This is a genomic window from Cohnella sp., assembly GCF_041641335.1.
Taxonomy (GTDB): domain Bacteria; phylum Bacillota; class Bacilli; order Paenibacillales; family Paenibacillaceae; genus Cohnella.
In genome coordinates, this window is record NZ_JBEPYQ010000002.1 from 39,763 (window position 1) to 63,458 (window position 23,696).

General features: G+C 57.5%; 26 protein-coding genes. 3 read left to right on the forward strand and 23 right to left on the reverse strand.

Annotated elements, in window-relative coordinates:
* Positions 1-82: 82 nt before the first annotated feature.
* The 9 genes from ACESLM_RS00905 to ACESLM_RS00945 form a co-directional block, all read right to left on the reverse strand.
* Positions 83-670 (reverse strand): lysophospholipid acyltransferase family protein, encoded by a 588-nt coding sequence (locus tag ACESLM_RS00905; protein WP_372629104.1) that lies wholly within the window; start codon positions 668-670, stop codon positions 83-85.
* 3 nt (positions 671-673) lie between these two features.
* On the reverse strand, positions 674-1,384 hold the full coding sequence (gene cmk / locus ACESLM_RS00910) for a (d)CMP kinase (RefSeq protein ID WP_372629106.1): 711 nt from the start codon (positions 1,382-1,384) through the stop codon (positions 674-676).
* Positions 1,385-1,513: 129 nt separating this feature from the next.
* Positions 1,514-1,717, reverse strand: a complete 204-nt coding sequence (locus ACESLM_RS00915; protein ID WP_372629108.1) for a hypothetical protein — start codon at positions 1,715-1,717, stop codon at positions 1,514-1,516.
* 46 nt (positions 1,718-1,763) lie between these two features.
* Positions 1,764-2,414 carry a flagellar brake protein gene (locus tag ACESLM_RS00920; RefSeq protein ID WP_372629110.1) on the reverse strand — a complete coding sequence of 217 codons (651 nt, stop codon included), beginning with the start codon at positions 2,412-2,414 and terminating at the stop codon, positions 1,764-1,766.
* A 277-nt stretch (positions 2,415-2,691) separates the two neighbouring features.
* A complete protein-coding gene (gene ypeB, locus ACESLM_RS00925) occupies positions 2,692-4,047 on the reverse strand; it encodes a germination protein YpeB (RefSeq protein ID WP_372629112.1) in 1,356 nt (451 codons plus the stop codon).
* 105 nt (positions 4,048-4,152) lie between these two features.
* Positions 4,153-4,311 (reverse strand): hypothetical protein, encoded by a 159-nt coding sequence (locus tag ACESLM_RS00930; RefSeq protein ID WP_372629114.1) that lies wholly within the window; start codon positions 4,309-4,311, stop codon positions 4,153-4,155.
* 54 nt (positions 4,312-4,365) lie between these two features.
* Positions 4,366-5,061 carry a glutamic-type intramembrane protease PrsW gene (prsW, locus tag ACESLM_RS00935; protein WP_094042775.1) on the reverse strand — a complete coding sequence of 232 codons (696 nt, stop codon included), beginning with the start codon at positions 5,059-5,061 and terminating at the stop codon, positions 4,366-4,368.
* Positions 5,062-5,224: 163 nt separating this feature from the next.
* On the reverse strand, positions 5,225-5,824 hold the full coding sequence (locus tag ACESLM_RS00940; protein ID WP_372629116.1) for a genetic competence negative regulator: 600 nt from the start codon (positions 5,822-5,824) through the stop codon (positions 5,225-5,227).
* A gap of 191 nt (positions 5,825-6,015) precedes the next feature.
* Positions 6,016-6,387, reverse strand: a complete 372-nt coding sequence (locus ACESLM_RS00945; RefSeq protein WP_372629118.1) for a hypothetical protein — start codon at positions 6,385-6,387, stop codon at positions 6,016-6,018.
* A 134-nt stretch (positions 6,388-6,521) separates the two neighbouring features.
* Here ACESLM_RS00945 and ACESLM_RS00950 point away from each other — a divergent pair, with 134 nt between their 5' ends.
* Positions 6,522-7,394, forward strand: a complete 873-nt coding sequence (locus ACESLM_RS00950) for a polysaccharide deacetylase family protein (protein ID WP_372629120.1) — start codon at positions 6,522-6,524, stop codon at positions 7,392-7,394.
* Positions 7,395-7,399: 5 nt separating this feature from the next.
* Here the strand turns inward: ACESLM_RS00950 and ACESLM_RS00955 are convergent, their stop codons facing one another.
* Positions 7,400-7,699, reverse strand: coding sequence for a hypothetical protein (locus tag ACESLM_RS00955; protein ID WP_372629122.1), 300 nt, complete (start codon positions 7,697-7,699; stop codon positions 7,400-7,402).
* Positions 7,696-8,292, reverse strand: a complete 597-nt coding sequence (locus ACESLM_RS00960; RefSeq protein ID WP_372629124.1) for a CPBP family glutamic-type intramembrane protease — start codon at positions 8,290-8,292, stop codon at positions 7,696-7,698. The genes ACESLM_RS00955 and ACESLM_RS00960 overlap by 4 nt, the downstream gene beginning before the upstream one ends.
* A gap of 100 nt (positions 8,293-8,392) precedes the next feature.
* Here ACESLM_RS00960 and ACESLM_RS00965 point away from each other — a divergent pair, with 100 nt between their 5' ends.
* Both ACESLM_RS00965 and serA read left to right on the forward strand, forming a co-directional pair.
* Positions 8,393-9,316 (forward strand): hypothetical protein, encoded by a 924-nt coding sequence (locus ACESLM_RS00965; protein WP_372629126.1) that lies wholly within the window; start codon positions 8,393-8,395, stop codon positions 9,314-9,316.
* Positions 9,317-9,541: 225 nt separating this feature from the next.
* Positions 9,542-11,134, forward strand: a complete 1,593-nt coding sequence (serA, locus tag ACESLM_RS00970) for a phosphoglycerate dehydrogenase (protein ID WP_372629128.1) — start codon at positions 9,542-9,544, stop codon at positions 11,132-11,134.
* Positions 11,135-11,794: 660 nt separating this feature from the next.
* Here serA and ACESLM_RS00975 read toward each other — a convergent pair.
* The 12 genes from ACESLM_RS00975 to ACESLM_RS01030 form a co-directional block, all read right to left on the reverse strand.
* Positions 11,795-13,030 (reverse strand): MFS transporter, encoded by a 1,236-nt coding sequence (locus tag ACESLM_RS00975; RefSeq protein WP_372629129.1) that lies wholly within the window; start codon positions 13,028-13,030, stop codon positions 11,795-11,797.
* 14 nt (positions 13,031-13,044) lie between these two features.
* A complete protein-coding gene (locus ACESLM_RS00980) occupies positions 13,045-14,511 on the reverse strand; it encodes a HAMP domain-containing sensor histidine kinase (protein WP_372629131.1) in 1,467 nt (488 codons plus the stop codon).
* A gap of 3 nt (positions 14,512-14,514) precedes the next feature.
* Entirely contained in the window at positions 14,515-15,228 is a 714-nt protein-coding gene (locus ACESLM_RS00985) for a response regulator transcription factor (RefSeq protein WP_094042800.1), read from the reverse strand.
* Between the two features lie 42 nt (positions 15,229-15,270).
* The gene (gene ccsA / locus ACESLM_RS00990) at positions 15,271-16,533 is read right to left on the reverse strand and encodes a cytochrome c biogenesis protein CcsA (protein WP_372629133.1); all 1,263 of its coding nucleotides are present in this window, start codon (positions 16,531-16,533) and stop codon (positions 15,271-15,273) included.
* Positions 16,530-18,239, reverse strand: a complete 1,710-nt coding sequence (resB, locus tag ACESLM_RS00995; RefSeq protein ID WP_372629135.1) for a cytochrome c biogenesis protein ResB — start codon at positions 18,237-18,239, stop codon at positions 16,530-16,532. The genes ccsA and resB overlap by 4 nt, the downstream gene beginning before the upstream one ends.
* Positions 18,240-18,262: 23 nt before the next feature.
* The gene (locus ACESLM_RS01000) at positions 18,263-18,796 is read right to left on the reverse strand and encodes a redoxin domain-containing protein (protein WP_372629137.1); all 534 of its coding nucleotides are present in this window, start codon (positions 18,794-18,796) and stop codon (positions 18,263-18,265) included.
* A 228-nt stretch (positions 18,797-19,024) separates the two neighbouring features.
* Positions 19,025-19,759, reverse strand: a complete 735-nt coding sequence (locus ACESLM_RS01005; RefSeq protein ID WP_372629138.1) for a pseudouridine synthase — start codon at positions 19,757-19,759, stop codon at positions 19,025-19,027.
* Positions 19,760-19,778: 19 nt separating this feature from the next.
* Positions 19,779-20,318, reverse strand: a complete 540-nt coding sequence (locus tag ACESLM_RS01010; protein ID WP_094042805.1) for a spore maturation protein — start codon at positions 20,316-20,318, stop codon at positions 19,779-19,781.
* Between the two features lie 5 nt (positions 20,319-20,323).
* Complete coding sequence (locus ACESLM_RS01015) at positions 20,324-20,992, reverse strand: nucleoside recognition domain-containing protein (RefSeq protein ID WP_372629140.1); 669 nt, start codon at positions 20,990-20,992, stop codon at positions 20,324-20,326.
* A gap of 3 nt (positions 20,993-20,995) precedes the next feature.
* Positions 20,996-22,198 (reverse strand): D-alanyl-D-alanine carboxypeptidase family protein, encoded by a 1,203-nt coding sequence (locus ACESLM_RS01020; protein ID WP_372629142.1) that lies wholly within the window; start codon positions 22,196-22,198, stop codon positions 20,996-20,998.
* Between the two features lie 215 nt (positions 22,199-22,413).
* Positions 22,414-22,908 carry a GerW family sporulation protein gene (ytfJ, locus tag ACESLM_RS01025; RefSeq protein WP_372629144.1) on the reverse strand — a complete coding sequence of 165 codons (495 nt, stop codon included), beginning with the start codon at positions 22,906-22,908 and terminating at the stop codon, positions 22,414-22,416.
* An 88-nt stretch (positions 22,909-22,996) separates the two neighbouring features.
* Entirely contained in the window at positions 22,997-23,689 is a 693-nt protein-coding gene (locus ACESLM_RS01030) for a DUF2953 domain-containing protein (protein WP_372629146.1), read from the reverse strand.
* Between the last annotated feature and the right edge of the window lie 7 nt (positions 23,690-23,696).

Genomic DNA, 23,696 nt, shown 5'->3' on the forward strand with positions numbered 1-23,696 from the left:
GCGCTTAAATCTTGCTTACTCGAAAACATGAGAACCAAATAATGCCTTTAGTATGATGGTTTCCGACAAGAAACATGCATCCTCAGGATGCAGGCCGTCCCGTGCTCATCATTTCTCTGATTCGGGACATAATCAATTCGGTCGCTTCCTCCATGCTTTCGGTCGTGCCTTGCTCCGCGTAAGGCGTCAGATCGATCGGAGCGCCGTATACCGCAACCATCTTGCGAAAAATACGATACTGGCCGACCAGCGCGACCGGAACGACAATGGCTTTGGCGCGAACCGCCATCGTAACGGCGCCCCGCTTGCCCATGCCTACCGATTCGTTGCGCGTGCCTTCCGGGAAAATTCCCATCACATTGCCGCCTTGCAATAGCGTGATCGCCGTGCGGATCGCTTCCTTGCTCACGCCTCCGCGCTTGACCGGAAACGCGCCTACCGCTCGAATCAACGGTCCGAACAGCGGAATGCGAAACAGCTCTTCCTTGGCCATATAGTGAACTTTGCGGGGCACCCATACCCCCAAAGTGATGGGATCTTGCAAGCTTCTGTGGTTGCTGCAGAGCACCACCGGACCTTCTCGGGGAATATTCTCGATTCCCCTGGCCTCCAATCGATAGAGCAGCACGTACAGCGCTCGGAGAATAGCCCTTGCGATGCGGTATAACATAGTCTACTTCTCCCCCGCTAAAATGGTTCTTACTGCCGCAAGTCCCCATTGTACGATTTCTTCCGCCACTTCGTCCACCGTCTTGCCGGTAGAGTCGAGCAGACGGGCATCCGCTGCCTGGAGGAGAGGCGCGATCTCCCTCTCTCGGTCGATTCGGTCGCGTTCTTCGATCTCGCGTTCCAATTGGCCGAGCGTAATCTCCGTTCCCGGCTCCAACTCAAGAAAACGCCGCTTCGCGCGTTCTCGCGGAGTCGCGGTCAGGAACACCTTCAATTCGGCATCGGGAAGAACATGGGTTCCGATGTCTCTGCCGTCCATGACGACGCCTTTGTCCAAGGCCATGCGGCGCTGGAGCTCGGCCATTCGCGAGCGGACGCTGGAGAGCCGCGCGACGTAAGAAACGTTGCGGTTGATTTCGAGCGACCTCAGCCTGGACGTGACGTCCTCGCCGTTCACGCGAACTTGCTGGGCGTCTCGTCCCGGAAGAAGAACGATGTCCAGTCCGTCCGCCAAGCGGCCTACGGCCGCGTCGTCATCGGTCGGCAATCCGGATTCGAGCACCTTCAGCGTTACCGCACGGTACATCGCGCCCGTATCTATGTAGACATATTGAAGGGCGCTTGCCACCTTGCGCGCAACCGTGCTCTTGCCGGCCCCTGCCGGTCCGTCGATCGCGATATTAATCCGATGAGTGTGAGATTGAGATACGTCCATAAGCGAACAACTAGCCTCCTACATGCCGACAACAAGAAACCTTGCGATCAAAAAATAAGGCAGGCTGAGCCTGCAAGGATCGAGAAAATTATACCACAGGGCCTCACTCTATGCAAAAAAACAAGACGATCAGCGCGACGAATTCCGATAAGGCACCCCTTCGGAATGATCTGCGGACGCCAGCCATTGCCGAATCCCCGGAAACTGCAAAGCCACTTGGGAGACGATGAGCAGCACGACGAGCGCCTTGATCCCTCTGACGATCCATTTCTCCATGCGATCCGACCAAGCGACGAAATCGGCATGCTCAGGCGTTCTTCTCCGTTCCGCCAAGTCGCGACGTCCTCCCGGCTCCGCTTCAAGAAGCCGGACGCGCGGGTCAATCCCTCCGCAGATCCAACTGGCGCTCGAAGCAGTAGCGAATAATTTTTTGCTGGTCGGATTCCGTAATGTCCGCGAAACGCAGCATGACCAGATGCTTGTCCGGCTCGACGGGAAGCACTCTGACGACTTCCCCTTCGAATTTGGCGTGCGCGACCGATCCGCCCCTATAGCTTAATAATAACCAACAACCGATAACGACATTCGGCACGATCGGCCATTTTCGCTCGCATAGGAAAGACGCGCCCCCGCCTCCCAGATCTTCGGTAACGGCTACGAAACGCATCTTGTCGCCGATCTTGACGGCAATCTCCAGATTGGTCTCCACTCTCAGGTAGCTGCGTCGTTGATCCTTCGTGATCTGCTCCGGGTCGGGCTTGCGAATGGCGACGAGGGAAACCGATTCCTTGCGAAATCCCTGCACGGAGCTCTCGAACAGATGCTTGACCCCGTCCTGGGTAAAATAGTAGACCTGCAGCCGCTCTCCGACGCTTGCCCGGTAAAGCCGGCGGTTCTTCTCATTCAGAGGAATCTCGATATAAATGTTATGCTCGTCCGAGTCCGCTACGCGCGAACGAAGCGTCACGGGTTCCGAATCCTCCTCGGATTCGGTCTGTATGTACATCATCTGATTGATTTTCGGCAGCACCCATAACCCTCCACGTAGGCATGTTCGGAGCAAATTGATTGCGTACTGCCACATTATATCACGGGCGCGTGAATTCGGGAATGACAATGGAGCTGTTCCATAGGTCAGGCAACTGAATATTATCAAGAAAGAAATAGGGGGATGTATCTCCTGGAGAGCGAAGCGCCTGCCTCATACGGTCATGAAGCAGCGTAAGGAGATACATACCCCGTTCTTGTTCACCGATAATTCTAATTGTTGCTTCCTGACTTCCTATGGGACAGCTCCATGTGAGCGACTATCTGTAAAGAGACTTTTCGGCGTCCGCGATCTGCTCGATGCTTTCCTCCAGACCGGTCTCCGCGTTCAAGTAGATCCGATAGCGGTGATCGTTGACTTTGCCCACGAACTCGTGGCACAGAGTCGGCTCCCTCATGTCGTTCTCGATGACGGACAAGGAATGGTTCTCGACGCGGAAGTCGGGGTTCAGCCCTTTCTGCGCCTGCTCCTTGGTCAGCTTCGGCTTGCCCGGGGTAAGCAGCTTCTTCGCGAACACATGGTCTCTGGCCTGCAGGCCGACGACTTCCCCGTTGTCCAGCGCGACCCGCACCGTCACTTTGTCCGGATAGATCTTCACGCCGTCGATCGTGTGGGCGTAAGTGAAGACGGCGACGTGGTCGTATTCGTCATAAGCGATCGGCGTCATGCTCTTGTAGCCGTGCCGGACCAGAAACTGCGAGCCTTTGTTGCGGGCCGTATCGAAGTTGATTTTGCGCGACTTGACGTCTCTGGGATTCATGAACCAGAGAAGATGCCCGCCCTTGCGCGTGTAGTCGAGCTGAATAGGCGAGCCGCTCTTGCCTTTGACCGATACGGTATACGCCGGCATATCCGTCTTGCTTCCGTCCTCGCTGACGCCGACCTCTCCGCCGCGCGCCTGCGCCCCCAGAAACGCGAGAGCTTTGCTCTTGATTTCTTCCGCGGTCATCTGCTTGCCTTCCAAGCCCGCCGAGCTCATCTTGCGGTCGGAGGACATGGCCGAAGGTCCCCAATCGGACTCCGGATAAGCGCCCATCTGCTTGTCCATTGCCTTGAATCCGTCGATGATCGTATTGTCGTGAGGGCCGTTCTCGCTGGCCATTGCGACTTCGACGTCCATCCAGCGCAGCCGATCCTGGAGGACCGCGTCCTGGACTTTGCCCAGTTCCTGGTTAACCGTGTCGGAAGCCTGATACAGCGATTTCATCATTTTCACTTCCGCCGGAGTGAGCGGCTGCTTCGTCAGATCGCGCACCGCCGTCCGGTAAGCGAAGTTGGATATTCTCGAAAGGAACTGCTCGGCCTTGTTGAACGGGAGCATCGCCAGCGGCAGCTGGTTGATCTCGTTTTGCGCCTGGCTGGTCAGTCTCCAGACGTTAACGAGCCCCTTGCGCTGCATGCCGTGCGACGCCGAAGATACCGCCAGCGTCTCGCCGAGCTGGTCGTGCAGCCGTCCCATATGGTGGCTCAAATCGTGAAACGCGCGCTGGTATTGGTTTTCGGCCTTGATCAATATCGAATTTTTCTCCTGGTGCTCCTGGTACCCCCAGACGATGGCTCCGACGAACAGAAGCGCAGCGATCGGGAACATAATGGAACTTAGACGAGCGTACATGAAAAGCCGACCCCTTTCATTCCCACAAGGTGATGCCGTTATTGTGGGAAGAAGGACCGGACATTATGCGCCATTCTTAGAAACGAAGAAGAGGAAGCCGCCCCGTTAACCGAGCGCTTCCTCTACGATTTCGAAATCTTCCGCGTTGCTGCATAGGCACATTTTAAAGCCCGTATCTACCTTGCCTCGTTCCTTGCGCCCGCGCAGAACGAACTTCTCGTTGCAACGATTGCACCGGATCGTTACTTTCAGCCGCTGGGACAACGGACATCCTCTCCTTCATACCGGATATTCCCACCCCCAGTATGGACGGATTGCCTAAAATTTAATCTCTTCCTCGCGTTTGAGAAAGCGGAAAGGCGATACCGCGTTAGCGCTGTTGACCATGCGCATTCCGATGAACCACAGAAGGAACATGAACGGCACGGCCATCCAGAGCCATGTCGGAGGGAACGTGAGCAGCATGAAGTCGTAAAATCCGTGCCAGATGATCGGCACGAGCAGGGCGAGCCGCAAATGCAGCTTGACGCTCTTGCCGACGGAGAACTTCGCCTTGCCGAGCGAGTAGCCCATCAAAACCCCGAACAGGGCATGTCCCGAAACCGGGAGCAGCGCCCGGAGAAACAGCGTTCCGAAGGTGGCCGGCTGCAAAAAGGCGTACAGGACGTTCTCCAGGGTGGCGAAGCCGAGCGAGACGGCTACGGCGTATACGATGCCGTCGTACGGCTCGTCGAATTCCGTATGATTATAAATGATATGATACAGCACGAACCATTTGAAAAACTCCTCGACGCCCGAAGAAATGATGAAGGAATAGACGAAGGGCGACTCTCCCAGCCAGAGAACGAGGCTTCGCTGCACGATCATGATCGGGAGAACGATCAGCACGCCGAACATGAACATCTTCAGCACCATCGAGATCGGCTCTGTGTCGTAGCGGTCTTTCCAGTAAAAGTACGCCAACAACGCAAAACCCGGCACGACGGCGGCCGCCAGCACGGACACGAGCAGCATTCTGTCGTCCCCCCTTCCCTAACCTCCATTATAACAGCAAAAAGAACGCGAGAAAAAAAGAACATTTAGTGAATCTGGTTATTTTTTCTGAATGACGCGACAAAAGGAGTCGCCCCGCAATCGCAGGCGACTCCTCATGAATCGAACGTCGAAAACGGCGGGCTCAATTCGCGAAATGCTCCGCCAACACTCTGATCGCATTGGAACCGATAACCAGCTTCCCGTACTCTTCCAGCACTGCGGGCGTAATCGAGGTCGCTTCCCCGTATTCGGCGAGCACCGCGATCAATGCATGATAGCTCGAGCTCTCCAAACCGGCGGGATCGAACACCATCACCCACTGATTCTGGTAGCGGTACATTCTTCCCTCGTCCGTCAAGCGGCCGGCAAGCGTCTTCGCCGCGCCGATCGCGTCCTCGATGTCCTTGAAGCGATATATGATGGCTTCGCTCTGTTCAAGCGTCACTTCTAGTTCGTACACTTCTTCTTCGTCCTCGACGGCGGATTCGGCATCCCGTTCCAGCTTGCCGCGGGTCACGATTACGACCATTCCTTGCGCAGGCATGGCGAACACTTCGACCGCAAGCGGGCCGGAAGCGTCGAAACCAAGCTCGTTATACGCCTGATCCATCATCTCGCTGAACAGTTCGTGCACTTTCGGAATTTCGCGCCACATGTCTTCTTTCTGGATCCCGCGCTCCGTCAAATCGTCGAACGTGAGGAAAATCCGAATTTTGTCTTGGCTAAGCCGCTCCATCCTCATGACAGGATCCTCCTTCTGCCGGTGATAACAGCTTATGATTAAGCATATAATGCGTGAATGAAACTTAGCTTGAGATCATGTTATCATTTCTCCGGCCGAAATGCACTAGGGAAAACCCTCGAATGACAAAAAAACGGCACCGTTCTCCCCGGCGAGGAAGAACGATGCCGCCGTCAATCGACAGGCTTGCCTTAATTGTGAGGATGTCCGTTCTGCCCGAGGATCGCGTCGACTTCCTTGCCGACTTCCGGGTCTTGCGCGATCAGCTTGCGAATATGGTCCATTCCGCCTTCTTCGCTCGAATGCGAAGAAGGATGATGAGAAGAATGCGAAGCGTGATGCCCGTGATCTTCGTCGCGGCTTTCGGCGCCGAAGCGGCGAAAGCTGCTCGCGAACTTCATGTTCATCGCCTTCTCGATGGCATCGTCCTTCATGCCCATTACGCGTTCCTTGACATTGTGTCCCATAGCCGCAGCGGCCGCGGACATTCTCTGATTGCGCTGAATCCACACGGCGATCGCTGCGCCGGCCAATCCTCCCATCACGAAAGCCCCTATTTTCACAATTGCCACCTCCTTATTGCTCTTATTGTGGCTCCTTGCGCTCCGGACATGCTCATCAAATTAAGGAAGCGGCTCCTGTCGAAATTATGGTACAATCGAACATGTTTACGAACGACAAACGGAGGAACTTCAACATGAATCGTCGACTGATCTCGTTCTGCACTTCCTTGATGCTGCTCGGCGCCCTGGTCTCGGCATGCGGCGGCGCGCAAACGCCGGACGGCTCGTCCGCTCCCGAAGCTTCCGCATCGACGCCCGCGGCGAACGTACCCGCTTCCCCGGCCCTTTCGCCGGAACCGTCCGCTTCGGAATCGCCCTCGGCGCCCCCGGCAAGCCAGGAGCCGGAAGCAGGCCCGGTAGAGAAAACGTACCGAATGAACAAAAATTATTTCATCGTCCCGATCGACAAGGAGAAGACCGACGGCAAAGTCGTGCTGCTCACTTTCGACGACGGGCCGAAAGCGCCGGAGACGCTCGATCCTCTGCTCGATACGCTGGACAAGCACCAAGCGAAGGCGATCTTCTTCGTGAACGGCTACCGCGTCAAGGCGAATCCCGAGCTGCTTAAGAAAATCGACGAGCGCGGCCAGACGATCGGCAACCATTCCTGGGACCACATCGAGCTCAAGAAGGAGCAGGCTCCGAAAATCAAGGAACAAATCGAGAGCGTGCAGGAGATCGTCAAGGACATTACGGGCAAAGCCCCCGTTTTCTTCCGTCCGCCCCACGGCTCGTCCAACGATTCCGTCCGCCAGATCGCCAAGGACAACGGCCTGCTGTTCATGACCTGGTCGAACGGTTCGCTGGATTGGGACATGGGCAAAATCTCCGAGGACAAGCGCCCGCAAGCGGTCATCGACAACGTCATGGAGCAGCTGCACTCGGGCAGCAACATTCTGATGCACGAGCTGCCTTGGACGGCCCAAGCGCTGGACGAGCTGCTGACCCAGCTGGAAGACAAAGGCTATTCCTTCGTCGATCCCGACGCGATCGATACCGAGCTGTAACGCCGCTACGGCGAAATCTGCTGCTCCCGCCCCCACCAGAACAAGCCGGCGACGAGCAGCGCGAACAGCACGACCAGCGTCAAGTAAAACCATCGCGACAGCTGGCTTCTCTTGACGGGATGAACTTCAGCGCGAGGGGGCATGCCGGTTTCCGGTATGCCCGCGCTCGCCGCGGCTTGAGCGATCGCCTCCTCCAACTGCTCCAGCGACAGGGGCTCGTTGGCATCATCCGCGCCGAACGCGGCTTTCTTGGCCGATACGTACCGCTCCCATGCGGTCAAGGAGGACTCTCGGTCTTCCTTCATTTCTCTTCCCTCCGAAAACGAATAATGCATCCCATGATGAAGTCCACCAGGAAGTGCGCCAGGATTGGCGTCCATAACGTTCCCGTGTATTCCATAATCCAGCCCAGACCGTAGCTGATCGAGAACACCATACCCGTCGGAATCCAATGACGCAAGTATCGGACGTGGATGGCCGCGAACAAGATGCTGGTCCAGTACGGTCCGAACGCATGCTGAACCGCTCCCCGAAACAGAAGCTCTTCGCACAGCGCGACGACGAAGGAGATGACCGCGATGTGCCACACCGGCCTGGCCCGGAAAATTCTTTCGTTCACGCCTCCGTCGTCCGCCGCTTCTTCGGGAACGAACCTGGAGATCGACAGGTCGAACAGCAGGACGAACAGCGCCAATCCGGCGCCCCAAATCGCGAATTCGTAGGTCGTCGGAAAAATAAGCAGCTCCAGCGGATTTCTGCGCTGAAATAATAACCATACGATACCGATAATAAGAGTAAGCGCCTGAGTGACGTACAGGTTCGCAAGCAGCATTCTGTCGTTTAATTGATCGACCGTAACCTTGCGAATTTTAATGTTGCGAATGTCGAATTTTCTCATGATTCCTCGATTTTTGCATTTTTTTGTATGTTCAAGAAGTGCGTTTTTTTCTATACTAGGACTACAAAACACTCAAATGACCGTTTAAAAGGAGCAACCGATGGAAAAGCGTCTGAACCGATCTGATCTTATGTTCTCCCTAGCGTTCCTGCTCATGCTTGTTATCGCAATTGGCGCTTTTTTCTACGGGGTCAAGGTGGGTACCGATCGCGCCGAAGCCGGCCGCGCTTCGGAGGAAGCCGTGGAAGCGGCGGCCGCTATTCCCGAGCCGAACGCCTACCAGCAGCAAGATTTGGTTTCCTTCTATCATACCGTATTTTTGTCGTATCGGGAATTTCAAAACGACTGGCTCGACGCGCAGAACAAGTGGCTGAGCGATTCGACGGCCGACCGCTCCGCGTCGCTCAAGCAGCTCGCCAAGACGGCCCGGCATAAATACGACGCGATCAAAGGGGTTTATGTTGCGCCGGTCTCGCCGCAGCTTAAATCGGCTCAAACGAATTACATGAAAAGCCTGAAACTGTTCGAGGAAGGCTTCTCCGGGCTCGCGGCGAGCACGAACGAAGGCTCCGCCCAGACCGCACTCGATAAAATCGAAGCCGATTCTTACTATAAAGAAGGGCTGAAATTCGCGCTGACCGGGCAGAAGGAATATTTCGGCTCGATGCTGAAGTGGGCCGAAGCGGTCAACGCGGACATTCCGACCGACGTCGACGGTCTGAACGTCATTTCGATCGCGGACTGGAAGGACTTGCCGCTGGTCGTCAAGCTTAAAGCATCGTCCGACTTCATGACCGAGCAAGCCGCTCTTACCGACTATCTGCCGCATGACCTGGCCGCCAAAGTCGACCAGTTCATCGCCTCCGGCCAGGCCGAGAAGCGGAAAATCAAGAGCTTTAACGCCGTCGCCGATTTGCTGATCAGCACCGAAGCGGTGACGAGCGGTTACTTCAACGAAGTCAAATCGAGATTTTACGCGAGCGAACAGCTCCCCCAGCTGCCCTTTTTTTCGTCAGGAAAATAGTTTTTTAGCCCTTTAACGCTATACAGCGGCAATTGTCTCACATTCGCCATTGCAATTGTCCGCCCTATTGCTATAAAATAGGAAAGGCAATCGGAATCAAGCTCGTGCGTAAGACGATACTTCAAGTAGTGACCTTGCGGAGTCACCCTCTACGCACCGTTAATCCGCCCTAAGCGGAGGATCGGCGGTTGAGGGTGTTTTCTATATTTCGAAGGAGGGTTCCACATGTACAAAGTACTCGTATCGGATCCGATCAGCGATTTGGGCATCTCGCTCCTGGTCGAAGCTTCCGACATCACCATCGACAAGAAACCAGGCCTCAGCGAGGACGAGCTGGTCGCCATCATCGGCGAATACGACGCCCTGCTCGTACGCAGCCAGACGCGCGTCACCGAGCGCATCATGAACGCGGCCAAGCAGCTCAAGGTGATCGGACGCGCGGGCGTCGGCGTCGACAACATCGATCTCGAAGCCGCCACGAAACGCGGCATCATCGTCATTAACGCTCCGGACGGCAACACGATCACCACTTGCGAGCATACCTTCGCCATGATGATGGCCGTTGCCCGCCATATCCCGCAAGCTTATTTGAAGACGGTCGGCGGCGTGTGGGACCGCAAATCGTTCGTCGGCGTCGAGCTCCGCAACAAGACGCTCGGCGTGCTCGGCATGGGCCGCATCGGCAGCGAAGTCGCCGCTCGCGCCAAGGCGTTCGGCATGAACGTGCTTGGCTACGACCCGTTCCTGACGGAGGAACGCGCGGACAAGATCGGCGTGCGCAAAGCGTCTGTCGACGAAATCATTGCGGAAGCGGACTTCATCACGGTTCACACTCCGCTTACCCCGGAAACCCGCCATATGATCGGCAAAGAGCAATTCGCCAGAATCAAGCCGGGCGTACGCATCGTTAACTGCGCTCGCGGCGGCATCATCGACGAGCTGGCGCTCGTGGAAGCGATCGATGCCGGCACGGTAGCGGGCGCGGCGTTCGACGTATTCGAGGAAGAGCCGCCTGCTCCGGATCATCCGTTCCTGAAGCATCCGAAAATTATCGTGACGCCTCACCTCGGCGCTTCCACGATAGAAGCGCAGGAGAACGTGGCGATCGACGTATCCGAGCAACTGCTGCACATTCTGCGCAACGAGCCGTTCAAGAACGCCGTCAACATGCCTCCTGTCGCGGCTGACGTGCTTAGCAAGCTCGAGCCGTACTTCCAGCTCGGCAAGAAGCTCGGCAGCTTCTCGGCGCAGATCGCCGCCGGCGCGGTCAAAGAAATCGCCGTCTCCTACGCGGGAGAGCTGGCCGACGTCGATACGCAGCCGCTGACGCGCAGAGTCGTCGAAGGCGTGCTCGCCCATCACCTCGGCTCCGACCAAGTCAACGTCGTCAACGCGATGCACTTGGCCAAAAACCGCGGCGTCAACATCGTCGTCACGAAGTCTCACGCGACCAAAGGCTTCACGAACCAAGTCAGCGTCACGCTGCGCACGGACAAGGAAGAGCGTCTTGTCGCCGGCACGCTGCTGAACGGCTTCGGCCCGCGCATTACGCAGGTCGACAAGTTCCCGGTCGACGTCGAGCCGCAAGGACACATTCTGCTTATCTCGCATCACGACAAACCGGGTCTCATCGGCCGCGTCGGCACGCTGCTCGGTACGAAGGACATCAACATCGCCACGATGCAGGTCGGACGCAAAATCGTCGGCGGCGAAGCCGTCATGGTGCTGGGCGTCGACAAAGGCGTCACGAAGCAGGTGCTGGGCGAAATCTCCGCCCTTCCGGATTTGAACAACGCTAAAGAAGTTCACTTGTACTAAGAACGCCAAAAAAAGCTATCCCAAGGGATCAGAGCGCAACACTTTGAATCATCGATGTAATGTTTTTATCTCGATGATCCAGGTTGCCTGACTTATGGGATAGCCTTTTTTTCTACGGCTGACCAACTGACTCGCATCAACTCCGCAAGGCTCTTTTGGAGTAAAAAGGCAATTCGTCATGGCCTCCCCCGTCTGCCAATGTGCGATTCTTTCGAGCAACAATCTTCGTTTGTGCGCGATTGGGGAGACGATAACCGATTCTTTAGAACATCGCCCTCCGTTTGAGCACTATTCGAGAGACGATAACCGATTCTTTAGAACATCGCCCTCCGTTTGAGCACTATTCGAGAGACGATAACCGACTCTTTAGAACATCGCCCTCCGTTCTCCTTGCAAATGCCTCTCCCCGTCCAAGCTGACGGTATTGGCACACATGGCGGGACGTACTTCCACTTCGGATGGCCCTATACGCGTTTAATTCAATTAGCATAGCCTATGACTTTGCCGATGATATTCTCCTCTGCTATCGGGCCAATAACGACACTGTCCACCGCACGCATTCGATGGTCCCTCAGCAAAAAAACCATCCCTCGGGAATGGGCTGCTTATCCATATTTTCGCTTTCAACGTGCAATTCGTTCAGCCCTCCTCCGGGTCAGGCTAAGAATCTCTTCTATCCCGCACGAACAGAGCGATCGCCGCAAGCGTGACCGAAGTCGCTACGACGATGGCCGGCAGCATCGGGGAAGCGGCGTCTTCGACGAACAGGACAAGCGCCAGAATGGACAACACCCGCCCCGCGTTCAGGAACAGCTCGCGAATGACGACCGATTCGATCCGGAACAGTCCCTTCAGCGGAAGATCGTCCATGAGCGAATAGTAGTACGTCGTCAGCATGTTGACGATAAACGGAGCCATGACCGAGTAGACGGACATAAACAGGATAACGGTCCACAGCTTGATGTCGACGAACAAGACCGCCGCGCCGGCGATGATGCCGAGGGAGGCCGCCGCCAGCTCCCGCCGGATGCGGACGGGCCGTCTTCTGCGGGAGATCGCGTACCCTGTCGCAATCGTCAGCAAGGCGAAGAACACGGTCAAATAGCCGACCTGGTCCTCTCTGCCCACCGTCTGGAACATGAGGATATTGGGCAGAAACAGCATGAGACCCTGCGACAATCCGAGCACGAGAAAAGCGCCGAGCGACGCCAGCCACAGTCGGCTTCTCTTCATCATCGGCAAGGCGAATTTCAAGTAATAGCTGCGATGGTGCGAATGGATGGCCCGGATCTTCAGACTGAAGAACGACGCAATGCCGAACAGTGCCGACGCCGCGGCGAAAATCAGCAAGTAGCCTTTAAGCCCGTCGAACAAACCGATGAGGAAACCCGATAGAGCCGGACCGGCCAGGCCCGCGGAATTGAAGACGATCATGTTGACGCCCATGAACCTCGAACGGTTGCGGATCGTCGTCACGTCGTACATCAGCACAATGTACCCGGTCCAATAGAGTCCGAGGGCAAATCCGTTAAACACCGCGAACAGCGGATAATAGGAGACGACGTTCTCCTGGGCGTAGATGACGACAAGAAAAAAGACCGTGATCGACGCAATGCCTAGGCGATACGTGACCATTCGATCCTTCTTCTTCGCGATCCATCCCCCGACCGCGAACGCGATCGGAGTAACGCCGTATACGATAAGGTTAAAAATGCCGTTAATCGCCAAACTCTCGGTCAGCCGCCACAGGTACAAATTCAGAAACAGCCCCGACATCGAAGCCCCGAATTGAAAACAACCGTGGATAAACAAAGCGACCCGGGCCTCCGCAGAGAGCCGAGTGTCCGGATCGCCTTGCGCCGAACGGTGGAACAACCGTCCGAATCGTAAGCTCATGATGTTTCCCCTCTTCAATGCCGCCCGGCTTCCCCGTCCGCTTTCCGTCCGGTCGCTGCCGGAAGCAAAATCGTAAACGTCGTTCCCGCGCCCGGTTCGCTCGATACGCTGATCGTTCCTCCATGAGCCACGATCAGATTTTTGGCGATGGCCAGCCCAAGTCCGGTGCCGCCGCCGGTCGTCTCGCGTTTGCGCGCCTTGTCCGCCTTGTAGAACCGTTCGAACACATAAGGCAAATCTTCGTAAGGAATGCCATGCCCTTGATCGTTCACTTTGAGCTCCAGCCATTCACCCTTCAGCGCGGAAACCCGGCCGGCCTCAAGCGCGATCGAAGCTCCCGCGGGCGTATGCCGCAGCGCGTTGTCCATCAGGTTCGTCAGCACTTGCTCCAGCCGATCGGCGTCGCCAGCCTCGAGCGTAAGGGCCGGATCGTCGGGCGATCTCGTCAGCTTGATCTGCCGCTCCTTCGCCAGCGCGGCGAACTTCCGATAGACGCGCGATACGAGCGCGTTGACGTCGACCGGTTGAAAATTCATTTCCAAATACCCGGCTTCCATCCTCGCCAGATCGAGCAGATCTTTGACCAGACGTCCCATGCGCAGCGACTCGTCGTGGATAACCTGCACGAGCTCCCTGCGCTCCTCGGGCGTCGACGCGATATCGTCCATCAGCGCCTCGCTGTAGCCCTGCACCATCGACAGAGGCGTGCGAATCTCGTGAGAGACGTTGGCGACGAAATCCTTCCTCATCTTGTCGACGCGGAACTCCTCCGTCACGTCCCGCAGCACCGCGACGGCTCCGCGGACGGAATCGGTGGAGACGAGCGGCGTCATGACAACCGACCAGACCCCGCTTTTGACGTGGATCTTGACGGTCAGCTCCTTGCCGCCCGCAATGACGTTGCGGAACGTCTCCCGCAGCGGGCCGGGAACGCGAACGTGCCTCTCGCGCGCTTCTTCGTCCTCGTCCGCATCCGTCCAGTCTACCGTCTGCCATTCCTCGAGCAGATGCTGGCCCTGCGGGTTCGTCAAGATGACTTCGCCTTCGGAATCGAACGAGATGACGGAGTCCGTCATGCTTCGAAGCACGCTGCTCAAGTGATCGCGTTCGTGCTGAATGTCCCGAATCAGCGTGTGCAGCTCGGAGGCCATCTGGTTAAACGTGTTCGCCAGCTCTCCGATCTCGTCGCTGGACCGAATCGCGACCCGCGTCGTGTAATCCCCTTGCGCGACCCGGTTGGCCGCGTCCTTCATCTCCCGCAGCGGATTCGTAATCTTCGTCAGCAGGAAAAAAGCGAAGAAGGTCGTCAGCAGAAAGCCGACGATCCCCGAGTAGATGAACAGATGCTTAACTTTGACCGGGTCCGCGAACGTCAAATCGATATATTCGAGCAGAAAAAAACCGATCGTAATGATGACGACGCCAACCAGTCCCATAATCGTCAGCCACATTTTGCCGACGACGGTTCTCAAGATGGCCATGCGCTACTTCGTCGCCTCCAGCTTGTAGCCTACGCCCCATACGGTCGTAATCATCGCCGCGGCTTCCGCGGATACGCGGTTAAGCTTCTCTCGCAGCCGCTTGACATGCGTATCCACCGTCCGCAAATCTCCGAAGAAATCGTAGTTCCAGACATCCTTCAGCAGCTCCTCGCGGGAGAACACCTTGTCCGGCGTGCTGGCCAAATAGTGCAGCAATTCGTATTCCTTCGGCGTCAGGTTCACTTCCTGACCGCTTGCGGTCACCCGATGCGCGTCGTGCTCGATGACGAGATGAGGGAACACGATGTTGTTGCTCGTATTCAATTCCTTCGACAAAAACGCCGTAGCCGACGAACGCCGCAAAATCGCCTTGATCCGGAAAATGACCTCGCGCGGGCTGAACGGCTTGACGACGTAATCGTCGGCTCCGACCTCGAATCCCTGCACGCGGTTGACTTCCTCGCCTTTGGCCGTCAGCATGAGCACCGGAGTCGCCTTCTGCTGGCGCAGGCGGGCGCACACTTCGATGCCGTCGATCCCCGGAAGCATCAGGTCGAGCACGATCAAGTCGAAGTCCTCTTCCTGCGCTTTGCGAAGCGCCGTTTCCCCGTCCTCCGCCTCTTCGATCTCGTAGCCCTCTTTTTCCAGATACATCTTCAGCAATCGGCGAATGCGTTCCTCGTCGTCCACGACCAAAATCCGACTTCCCGTATTCATGCGTCAACGCTCCTCTCGGCTCTTAAACCCCTATGTGCCCCATTATACCCCGGCATACGAATGCAATCCAGCTATGACGAGATTGACGCCGACCAGCGTGAACATGACAACGAGGAAGCCGATAACGGCAAGCCAGGCCGACCTCGTTCCCTGCCAACCTCTCGACAGGCGAAGATGTAAATAAGCGCTGTAGAATAACCAAGTAATGAGCGCCCATACTTCCTTCGGATCCCATCCCCAGAATCTGGACCAGGCGATCTCCGCCCAGATCATCGCGAAGATCAGCGCTCCGAGCGTAAACACCGGGAAGCCGATCGCGATGGCGCGGTAGCTGATTTCCTCCAGATCGTCGGGATCGATGTCCGACAGATGCGGGTTGATGGCCGCCGTCAGCTTCTTGCGCGCGATCAGGCGCAGGAGACCGTACAGCAGCGATCCGGCGATGATCGACCAGACGACCGTATTCAGCTTGCGTCCCGCGTTCACTCCGTTCATCCAGGACGGAGCTTCGACCAGAGGCTTCTTTATGCCCATGAACGATTGGAACGATTCCGTCTCGCTGTTATAAGGCGCAACAAGCGGAGGCAAGGTGTATTTCACTTCGCCGACGCTGGTAAGCGCGTTGCCGGCATCGTCGATCGTAACCGTCTCTTGCGTGAACTTCGCTTCATATCCCGCGCCGCGGAAAGCGAACACTGCCACGATAAAGCCGACGAGCACGATGATGACGTACAAGGAAAACTCCGTCCAGAACTGCGCCCGACGGCCCGCCTTGTCCGTCCGCGTAAAGTCGACGACGCGGATCAGCTGCACGAGCGCCGCCGCGAAGCCGATCGCGAAGAACGCTTCCCCTGCCGCGGCCATCGTGACGTGAATTTTCAGCCAGATGCTCTGCAGCGGCGGAATGAGCGGCTGAACCTCGGACGGGAACACCGACGCGTAAGCGATAATGATGATGACGAGCGGCAGCGTGAACGCGCCGAGCATCATGTTGCGGTAAATCGCATAGATGACGATGAACGCGAACATGATGGCCATGCCGAGGAACGTCATGAACTCGTACATGTTGCTGGTCGGAATGTGGCCGCCGCCGTACCAGCGGGTAAAGAAGAACGTCAGATGGGCCAGCCAGCCGATCGCCGCGAGCACGAAGGCGATTTTGCCCCAGCGCGCCGCGTGTTCCGCCGGCTTGCGATTGCTCCATTTCTTCCCGCCTACCGCGATCGCGTAGCTGATGAAGGACGCGCAGTACAGAAAAAAGGCTACGATAAATGCGTCACTGCTGAAATCCAACCACCACTTCAACGTACATTCCTCCTGTTATCGAGCGTCTTAGGGTCCACTGCGATCCCGGTTTTGCCCAGCGCTCCGGCAACGTCGGCCCTTAAGCCGTAAGTATTCTTGTTCGTATGTCCTCCGAGCGCCAGCTTGTCGCCGTCGATCCGGAGCCAAATCCGTCTGTGCTGCCAGTAGAAGCCCATGATCAGGCCGATCATGGAGATGGCCGCGCCGACCCAGACGTACGGCATCGCTCTGTCCATGCGAATGTTCAAATACGTCGTGAAGGCGGAATATTCGATATTGTTCATCTGGCCGTCGACGATCGGATTGTCCACTTGAATGGAGAAGCGTCCGGAATTGTCTCCGCGCTGCTTGAAGCTCTCGTTCAGAATCGTCTCGTAATACTTGCTCTTCTCGCTCGGCATCGCGAAGTAGACGTACACTTCTCCCTGGTCCTGAATGCCGGGGCCGGCAATCCGGAAGACGAACGCCGGATTGTTCGGATCGCGCGACTTGGTCATCGGCCTCGTCTGCTCGTCCAGGCCGAAATCCGGGTAATAGTCGATCAGCCTGAGCGCGTATTCCCCGAGCTTGTACTCCTCCGCCGGCTGGTTCATCTTCAGATCGAAGCTGCCGATATCGGTTCCGCTAACCTTGTCTTTCAACGTCGGATGCACGGATATGAAACGGACTTTCTCCTGAAAGCTGTTCTGATAGACTTTCAGTCCCTTGTAGGCAAGAGCGCTGTTCACGCGAATGTCGTGCTGCTTGACCTCGGTCAGAACGGGCTCGCGGGTCGGATCGTCGCAGACGTCCGTGCACTCGTACAGGCGCGCTTTCGTCTCGTACAGCTTAACGACCTTCGTACCCTTCTGATTGCTGGCCAGCTCTTCGTCCGAATAGTAATCGATCGTGAATTTGTCGTTCTTCAAATAATAATTCGTTCCCGGAATTTGCCGCGTCTCTCCCTCGTAGAGAGTCAAATACTGGTCCATGTGCCAGGCGGGAATGCTCCGTCCGAGCACCGCCAGCAAGAAAACGATAAGGCCGATATGGTTGATGTACGGTCCCCACCGGCTGAACCGGTTCTTCTCCGCCAATAGCGCCCCGTCTTCCCTCCAAACGCGGTAGCGCTTGCGTTTCAGCTCCTTCGCGAAGCGATCGAGCCATTCCTGCTTGTTCTGCGTCAGCTCGCCCGAGTAGACGACGTGCTGGCGGTTGATGAACTGCAGATGCTTGCGGACCTGCTGCTTGGAGAGCGCGCGGTACAACGGCAGCACCCGATCGAGACTGCAGACGACGAGCGACGTGCCGATCATGACGAGAAGTCCGATAAACCACCACGATTCGTACGTTCTCGACAGTCCGAGCGCATGATAAATGACGCCGAACGTGCCGTGCTGCTCCTTGTAATAGGAGGCGAATTCGGAGCGTTCCGTCAGGTTGATGATCGTGCTCTCCTGCTGAAGAATCGTACCGAACGCGGCTCCGATCAGCGTAATGACGATTAAGTAAACCGCGATCTTGACCGAGGAGAAGAAGTTCCATATCCGGTCGACGAAATGCGGATTCGCTTTCTGCGATCGGCGCGCCACGCCGTCGTACCTCATTTCCAGCAGCGCGTTCTCATCCTTCAGCAGCGCTTCGTCGAGGGGCTTGCCGCAGGACTCGCACAGGACCGTTCCTACGGGGTTTTGATGTCCGCATTCGCACTTGGTGTTCTGAAACAACGGTTAATCCTCCCTGACTGACGTCACGACTTCGTCTGAATGAGCCGTTCGATTCTCTTGTCGATCTCTTCCTCCGTCAGCACCCCGCCGATGACGACCTCCTGGATTTCTCCGGTGGGGGCGATGAAGAACGTCGTCGGGTACTGCTTCAGCCCGTATTTTCTTTCCGTTTTCTTGTCCTTGTCCAGCAGAATCGGGAAATTGACGCCGACTTGGCGGATGAAGCTTTCCGCGGTCAGCTTGTCCTCGCTCAGGTTAATGCCGATCAGCTCCAGCCCCTGGCCCTTCCACTTGTCGTATTGATGCTGCAAAGCCGGCATCTCGTTGCGGCACGGCGGACAGAAGGTCCCCCAAAAGTTGATGATGAGGGGCTTGCCCTCGTAGTCGCTCATATCGTGGACCTCGTTGTTAAGGTCAGCCAGACGGAAGCCCGGCGGCTTGTCGCCCTTCGTAAGCACGACGCTTTTGGAAAACAACGAATTGCCGATCGCGTATCCTCCGATGAGAAGCACGACGGCTAAAATGATATATTGAACCGGTTTCCGATAACGTCCCATAATCGTGTCAACACCACCCGCGTTTCGCTTAGTTCCATTGTATCGGAATGTGGGTCCTGCATCAATCGACCCCTTCCAGTATACGTTGATTTTACGGGCATTTCAGAAATTAGTTTGTCTAAATTAGTACAGTTTCGCGAGGAGGTCAGACTTAACAAAAGCAGTCGATGCCCAATGAAAATCAAAGAGAAGGCGCCTTTAACGCGCCTTCTCTCTCGTCGTTCCTTCCTATTCTTGGACCGAATCGGCAATCTCGCGAAGCTTCTCCAGCTCTTCCACGGTCAGCTTCCGATGCTTGCCTCGCTGCAGGTTGTTCAGGAACAGCCCTCCGAAGGACACTCGCTTCAGTCTCGTCACCGGGTGGCGGATCGCCTCGAACATCCGGCGGACTTGCCGATTGCGTCCTTCGTGGATTGTGATGGCGATCGTGGCGTACTTGCCGTCGGGATCGATATCCTGGTATTCGACTTCCGCCGGGGCGGTCATGCCGTCGTCCAGCTTGATTCCCTTCGCCAGCTTCTCCAGCGCATTGCCGTGCGGCACTCTCTCGACCGTGGCGTGATACGTCTTCGGCACGTGATGGCTCGGATGCGTCAGCTTGTGGGCCAGGTCGCCGTCGTTCGTCAGCAGAAGCAACCCTTCCGAATCGTAATCGAGCCGTCCGACCGGATACAGCCGCTCCTTGATCTCTTTCATGTAATCGGTCACGACGCTCCGCCCTTTCGGATCGGATACGCTCGTAATAACGCCCTTAGGCTTATTGAACATCACGTAAATCTTCGATTCTTTCTTGATCGGCTTGCCGGACACCGTGATCGTGTCCACGGCCGGATCGGCTTTGGCGCCGAGCTCGGTCACGACTTTCCCGTTGACCGTCACCTTGCCCGCCGTTATCAGTTCCTCGCACTTGCGTCTCGAAGCGACGCCCGCGTTCGCGAGAACCTTCTGCAATCTTTCCTCCACGACTTTCACCTCCACCCCATCATACCAAGCCGAACAGCAACCAGCAAGCGGCGACGGCGGCGAAAAATCCGACGAGATCGGAGAACAGCCCGACCTTGAGCGCGTAGCGGGCGTTGCGAATGCCGACGGCTCCGAAGTAGACGGTCAGAACGTACAGCGTCGTATCGGTGCTGCCCTGAATCGTCGACGCCACTCTGGAGGCGAAGGAATCCGGCCCCTGCTCCTTGATCAGATCCGAGACGAACGCGAGCGAGCCGGCCCCGGTAATCGGCCGCAGCAGCGCCAGCGGAAGCACATCGCTCGGAATGCCGATCAGCTCCAGCGCCGGCCGGATTACGCCGACGAGGGCGTCCATCGCTCCCGAGGCCCGGAACATGCCGATCGCCGTCATCATGCCGACGAGATGCGGAATGATGCCGATCGCGGTCCCGAAGCCGTCTTTGGCCCCGTCCACGAACGTCTCGTAGACGGGGACTTTGCGAAGCGAAGCATAAAGAGGAATAAAGGCGATAAGTACGGGAATCGTCCAAGTCGAGACGATCTGAATGATCGAGATCAATGCGATCAGCCTCCTCCGGCGGACGCGGGAGGCGGACTAACGGCGGCGCCTGGGTTAACGCTGCCGGTGTTCCTGTTCGCCTTGAAGGCGGGCGGAAGCTTGTTGCGGCGGCGGTACCACCTGTCCGCCAGGATGGCCGCGCCGGTCGAGATCAGAGTGGCGAGCAGCGTCGGCGCCACGATATCCGCGGGATGAACGGCGCCGAAGTTCATCCGGATGGCGATGATCGTCGTAGGTACGAGCGTGATGCTGGCGGTATTCAGCGCCAACAGCGTACACATCGCCGGCGTGGCGACGGTCGGCTCGGGGTTCAGCTTCTGAAGCTCCTGCATCGCCTTGATGCCCATCGGAGTGGCCGCGTTGCCCAAGCCGAGCAGATTGGCGCTCATATTAGACAGGATGTATCCCATCGCCGGATGGTCCCCCGGCACGTCCGGAAACAGCTTGCGGACGACGGGAGCCATGAGCAGGGACAGCTTGCGGACGAGCCCGGCCTCTTCGGCGATTCGCATCAGCCCCATCCAGAATACGAGGATGCTGATCAGTCCGAGACAGACGGTCACGCCGGTCTGCGCGCCGCCGAAGGCCGCCTCCGCCACCTGCTCCATCTTGCCGTTGGCGGCTCCGTAGATGACGCTGAACACGATCATGCCCATCCATATCCAGTTCACCATAGGCTAATCCCCTCCTTGCAGTAGCAAAGCTCTAAGCGCCGTCTTGAACCCCGTCCCGAACCCGCCTTGCGAGCCGGCCGCAGCAGACGACGGACGGTCGTCGCCCGGCCTCGTCTCCTGGGCGGCCTGCCGTTCCCGTTCGGCGTCGGCGACGAGCGGAACTGTCCCGACCTGGCGGCCGTCCAGCATGAACCTGAGCTCGCCGCGGTAGCCGAGACGGTAATGAACCGTCTCCGGCTTAAGCGGGGCGAGCCGGATTTCCAGCCGCTCGCGTTCTCCGTCGGCGAACGGATAAGCGAAGTCGGCCGCCGTCTCGTATGGATAATTCTTGAGCGGCTCTCCGGCCTTCACGACGGAGGCGAGCGGGAAGCCGGTGAAGCCGTAGTCGAGCAGCCTGGCGTGATCGTTCCAATCGTCGCGGTCGTTCAGCGTAACCGCAACGAGCTGCTGCCCGCCCCGGGTCGCGGAGCTGACGAGCGTTCGCAGCGCCTGCTTCGTATAACCCGTCTTGACGCCGTCCGCCCCTTCGTACAACCGCAGCATTTTATTTTTGTTCACCCATTTGTAATCCCAGGAGTCGTTGGGGTTGGGCGCGGTTCGGACCTGCGTGCCGACGATTTTCTTAAACTCCGGGTTGCGCAGCGCGTAGACGGTCAGCTTGGCCAAGTCGTTGGCGGAAGAATAGTGGCCGGGCTCGTCCAGTCCGTGCGGATTCATGAAATGGCTGTTGGCCAGCCCGAGCTCCTCGGCCTTCCGGTTCATCAGGAATGCGAAGCCTTCGACCGAGCCTCCGACGTGTTCGGCGATCGCCGTCGCGGCGTCGTTGCCGGAGCGCAGCATCAGGCCGTACAGCGCGTTGCGCAGCGAGATTTTCTCTCCGACCTTCAAATATAGCGAGGAGCCTTCCTTGCCGGCGGCCCGCTTGCTCACCTTCAAGGCGTCGTCCAGCTTGCCGTGCTCGATTGCGACGATGGCCGTCATGATCTTCGTCAGGCTGGCAATCTTCATCGGCTCGTCCCCGCGCTGGCTGTATAGAATCCGCCCCGACGCGACGTCGGCGAGGGCGGCCGCCCTCGCCTGGTTCGCAGGCGGCCCGGACGGCTTGGCCGCTCCGGCGGCGGCAACCGCCAGTGCAGGCAGAGAGCACAGCGTCAAGGCGATTCCGAGCAGACGAATATTTCTGAAGCAGCGAGTTTTGTTGATCATGCCTGTCCTCCTTGGGCGGTCGGTTCCGAAGACGGGGATCGCCCTTCGCGAAAAAGTTCCTGCCACCATTTTATGTATGCGTGTCCCAAAGTATGTGTCCAACGTAATGGAGGCCCGCCTCCGCCAACGCCCGTTCGCTCTTAGCCGACGCAGTCGGGCAAAAAAAGGAGCCGCCCCGCGAGTCATCTTGCGATGACTTGCGGGACGGCCCCGGGTTACATAAGCGAGGAATCGGCGGACGTTTTCGTCTCGACCGTGCGGATCGTCTCCGTCGCGTTCGGACTGCGCATGAAGGCGTTCTTCAGCTTGTCGACCCATTCGGGAGCGGCGTCGATCAAACGCTCTAGCAGATGCGTCTGATTGTCCAGCGGAACGACTTTGACGCCTTGCGAGCCGACGACGAGGAAGGCGATCGGGGTTATGGATACGCCTCCCCCGCTGCCTCCCCCGAACGGAAGCGCGACCGATGCATTTTGACCGTCTTGGCCCTGCGAATGATGATGCCCGGAATCGCCGGACGCGTCGTCCATCGCCGTAAACTCGCTGCCTCCCGCCGCAAAGCCGAAGCCGACCTTCGAGATCGGCATAATGACGCTGCCGTCGGGAGTTTGCACCGGTTCGCCGACGATCGTGTTGACGTCCACCATGTCCTTGATGTTTTCCATGGCGGTTTGCATTAAACCGTTAATCGGATGCTGATGCTGTGACATCTTCAACTCCTCCTTTCGTGTACCTAATTTGCCCGAACTCCCGCTGCCTTTATGCGTCGCATTCCGAGCCTCTCGTTGCCAGATGGGGTCAGCTCAAGCCTTCGCTCGGCGGCGTTAGCCAGCTGCGCCAAGCTCGAATCGCTTTGCGGATGCGAACGGTCCTTTTTCCCAGCTTGATGAAAGCCGCGACGGCGGTTGCCAGGCGAATGCGAAAGTCCGCTTCCCAGACGACCGTAAATTCGGACGACGAGTAATTCGGCGTCACCTCGCCGCGCGGAGAAGTGCGCAAGGAGATTAGCCTATCCGCAACGCCCGTCGCGCAACCGGACACGGCCCACAGCAGTCCCGTCAGCACCGCCGTCGACGCCGCGTCTCCCGTGCCTACGCGAAAATCGAGCCGCCAACGGGTGCACTCCACCTTTTTCAGCGTCCTTCTCGCCCAGCGCTTAAACTGCTTCGTGGATACGAGCACCGACCGATAGGCCCTCAAGTCCCGCAGAACCGTTTTCCTTCCCAGTGTCCGTCTGGTTCCGGTTTCGTTCTCCTTGCCGGGAAATCCGCCTTCCCGATGCTCAGCGTATACCATGTTCCAGCCGCGGATCGCGATGGAGGGCAGCAAAATTTGATAGCGAAAAAGGCCGAACAACGCCTGAACGATAACGACCAGCTGATCCAGCTTGCCGCTGCGCGAGTAACGCACGCGCACCTTGATCTGCGAAAACATTGCCGCGACGATAGCCGCCGCTGCGACCGCCAAGGCGATCCAAAGCCAAAAGGCCATACCTCCC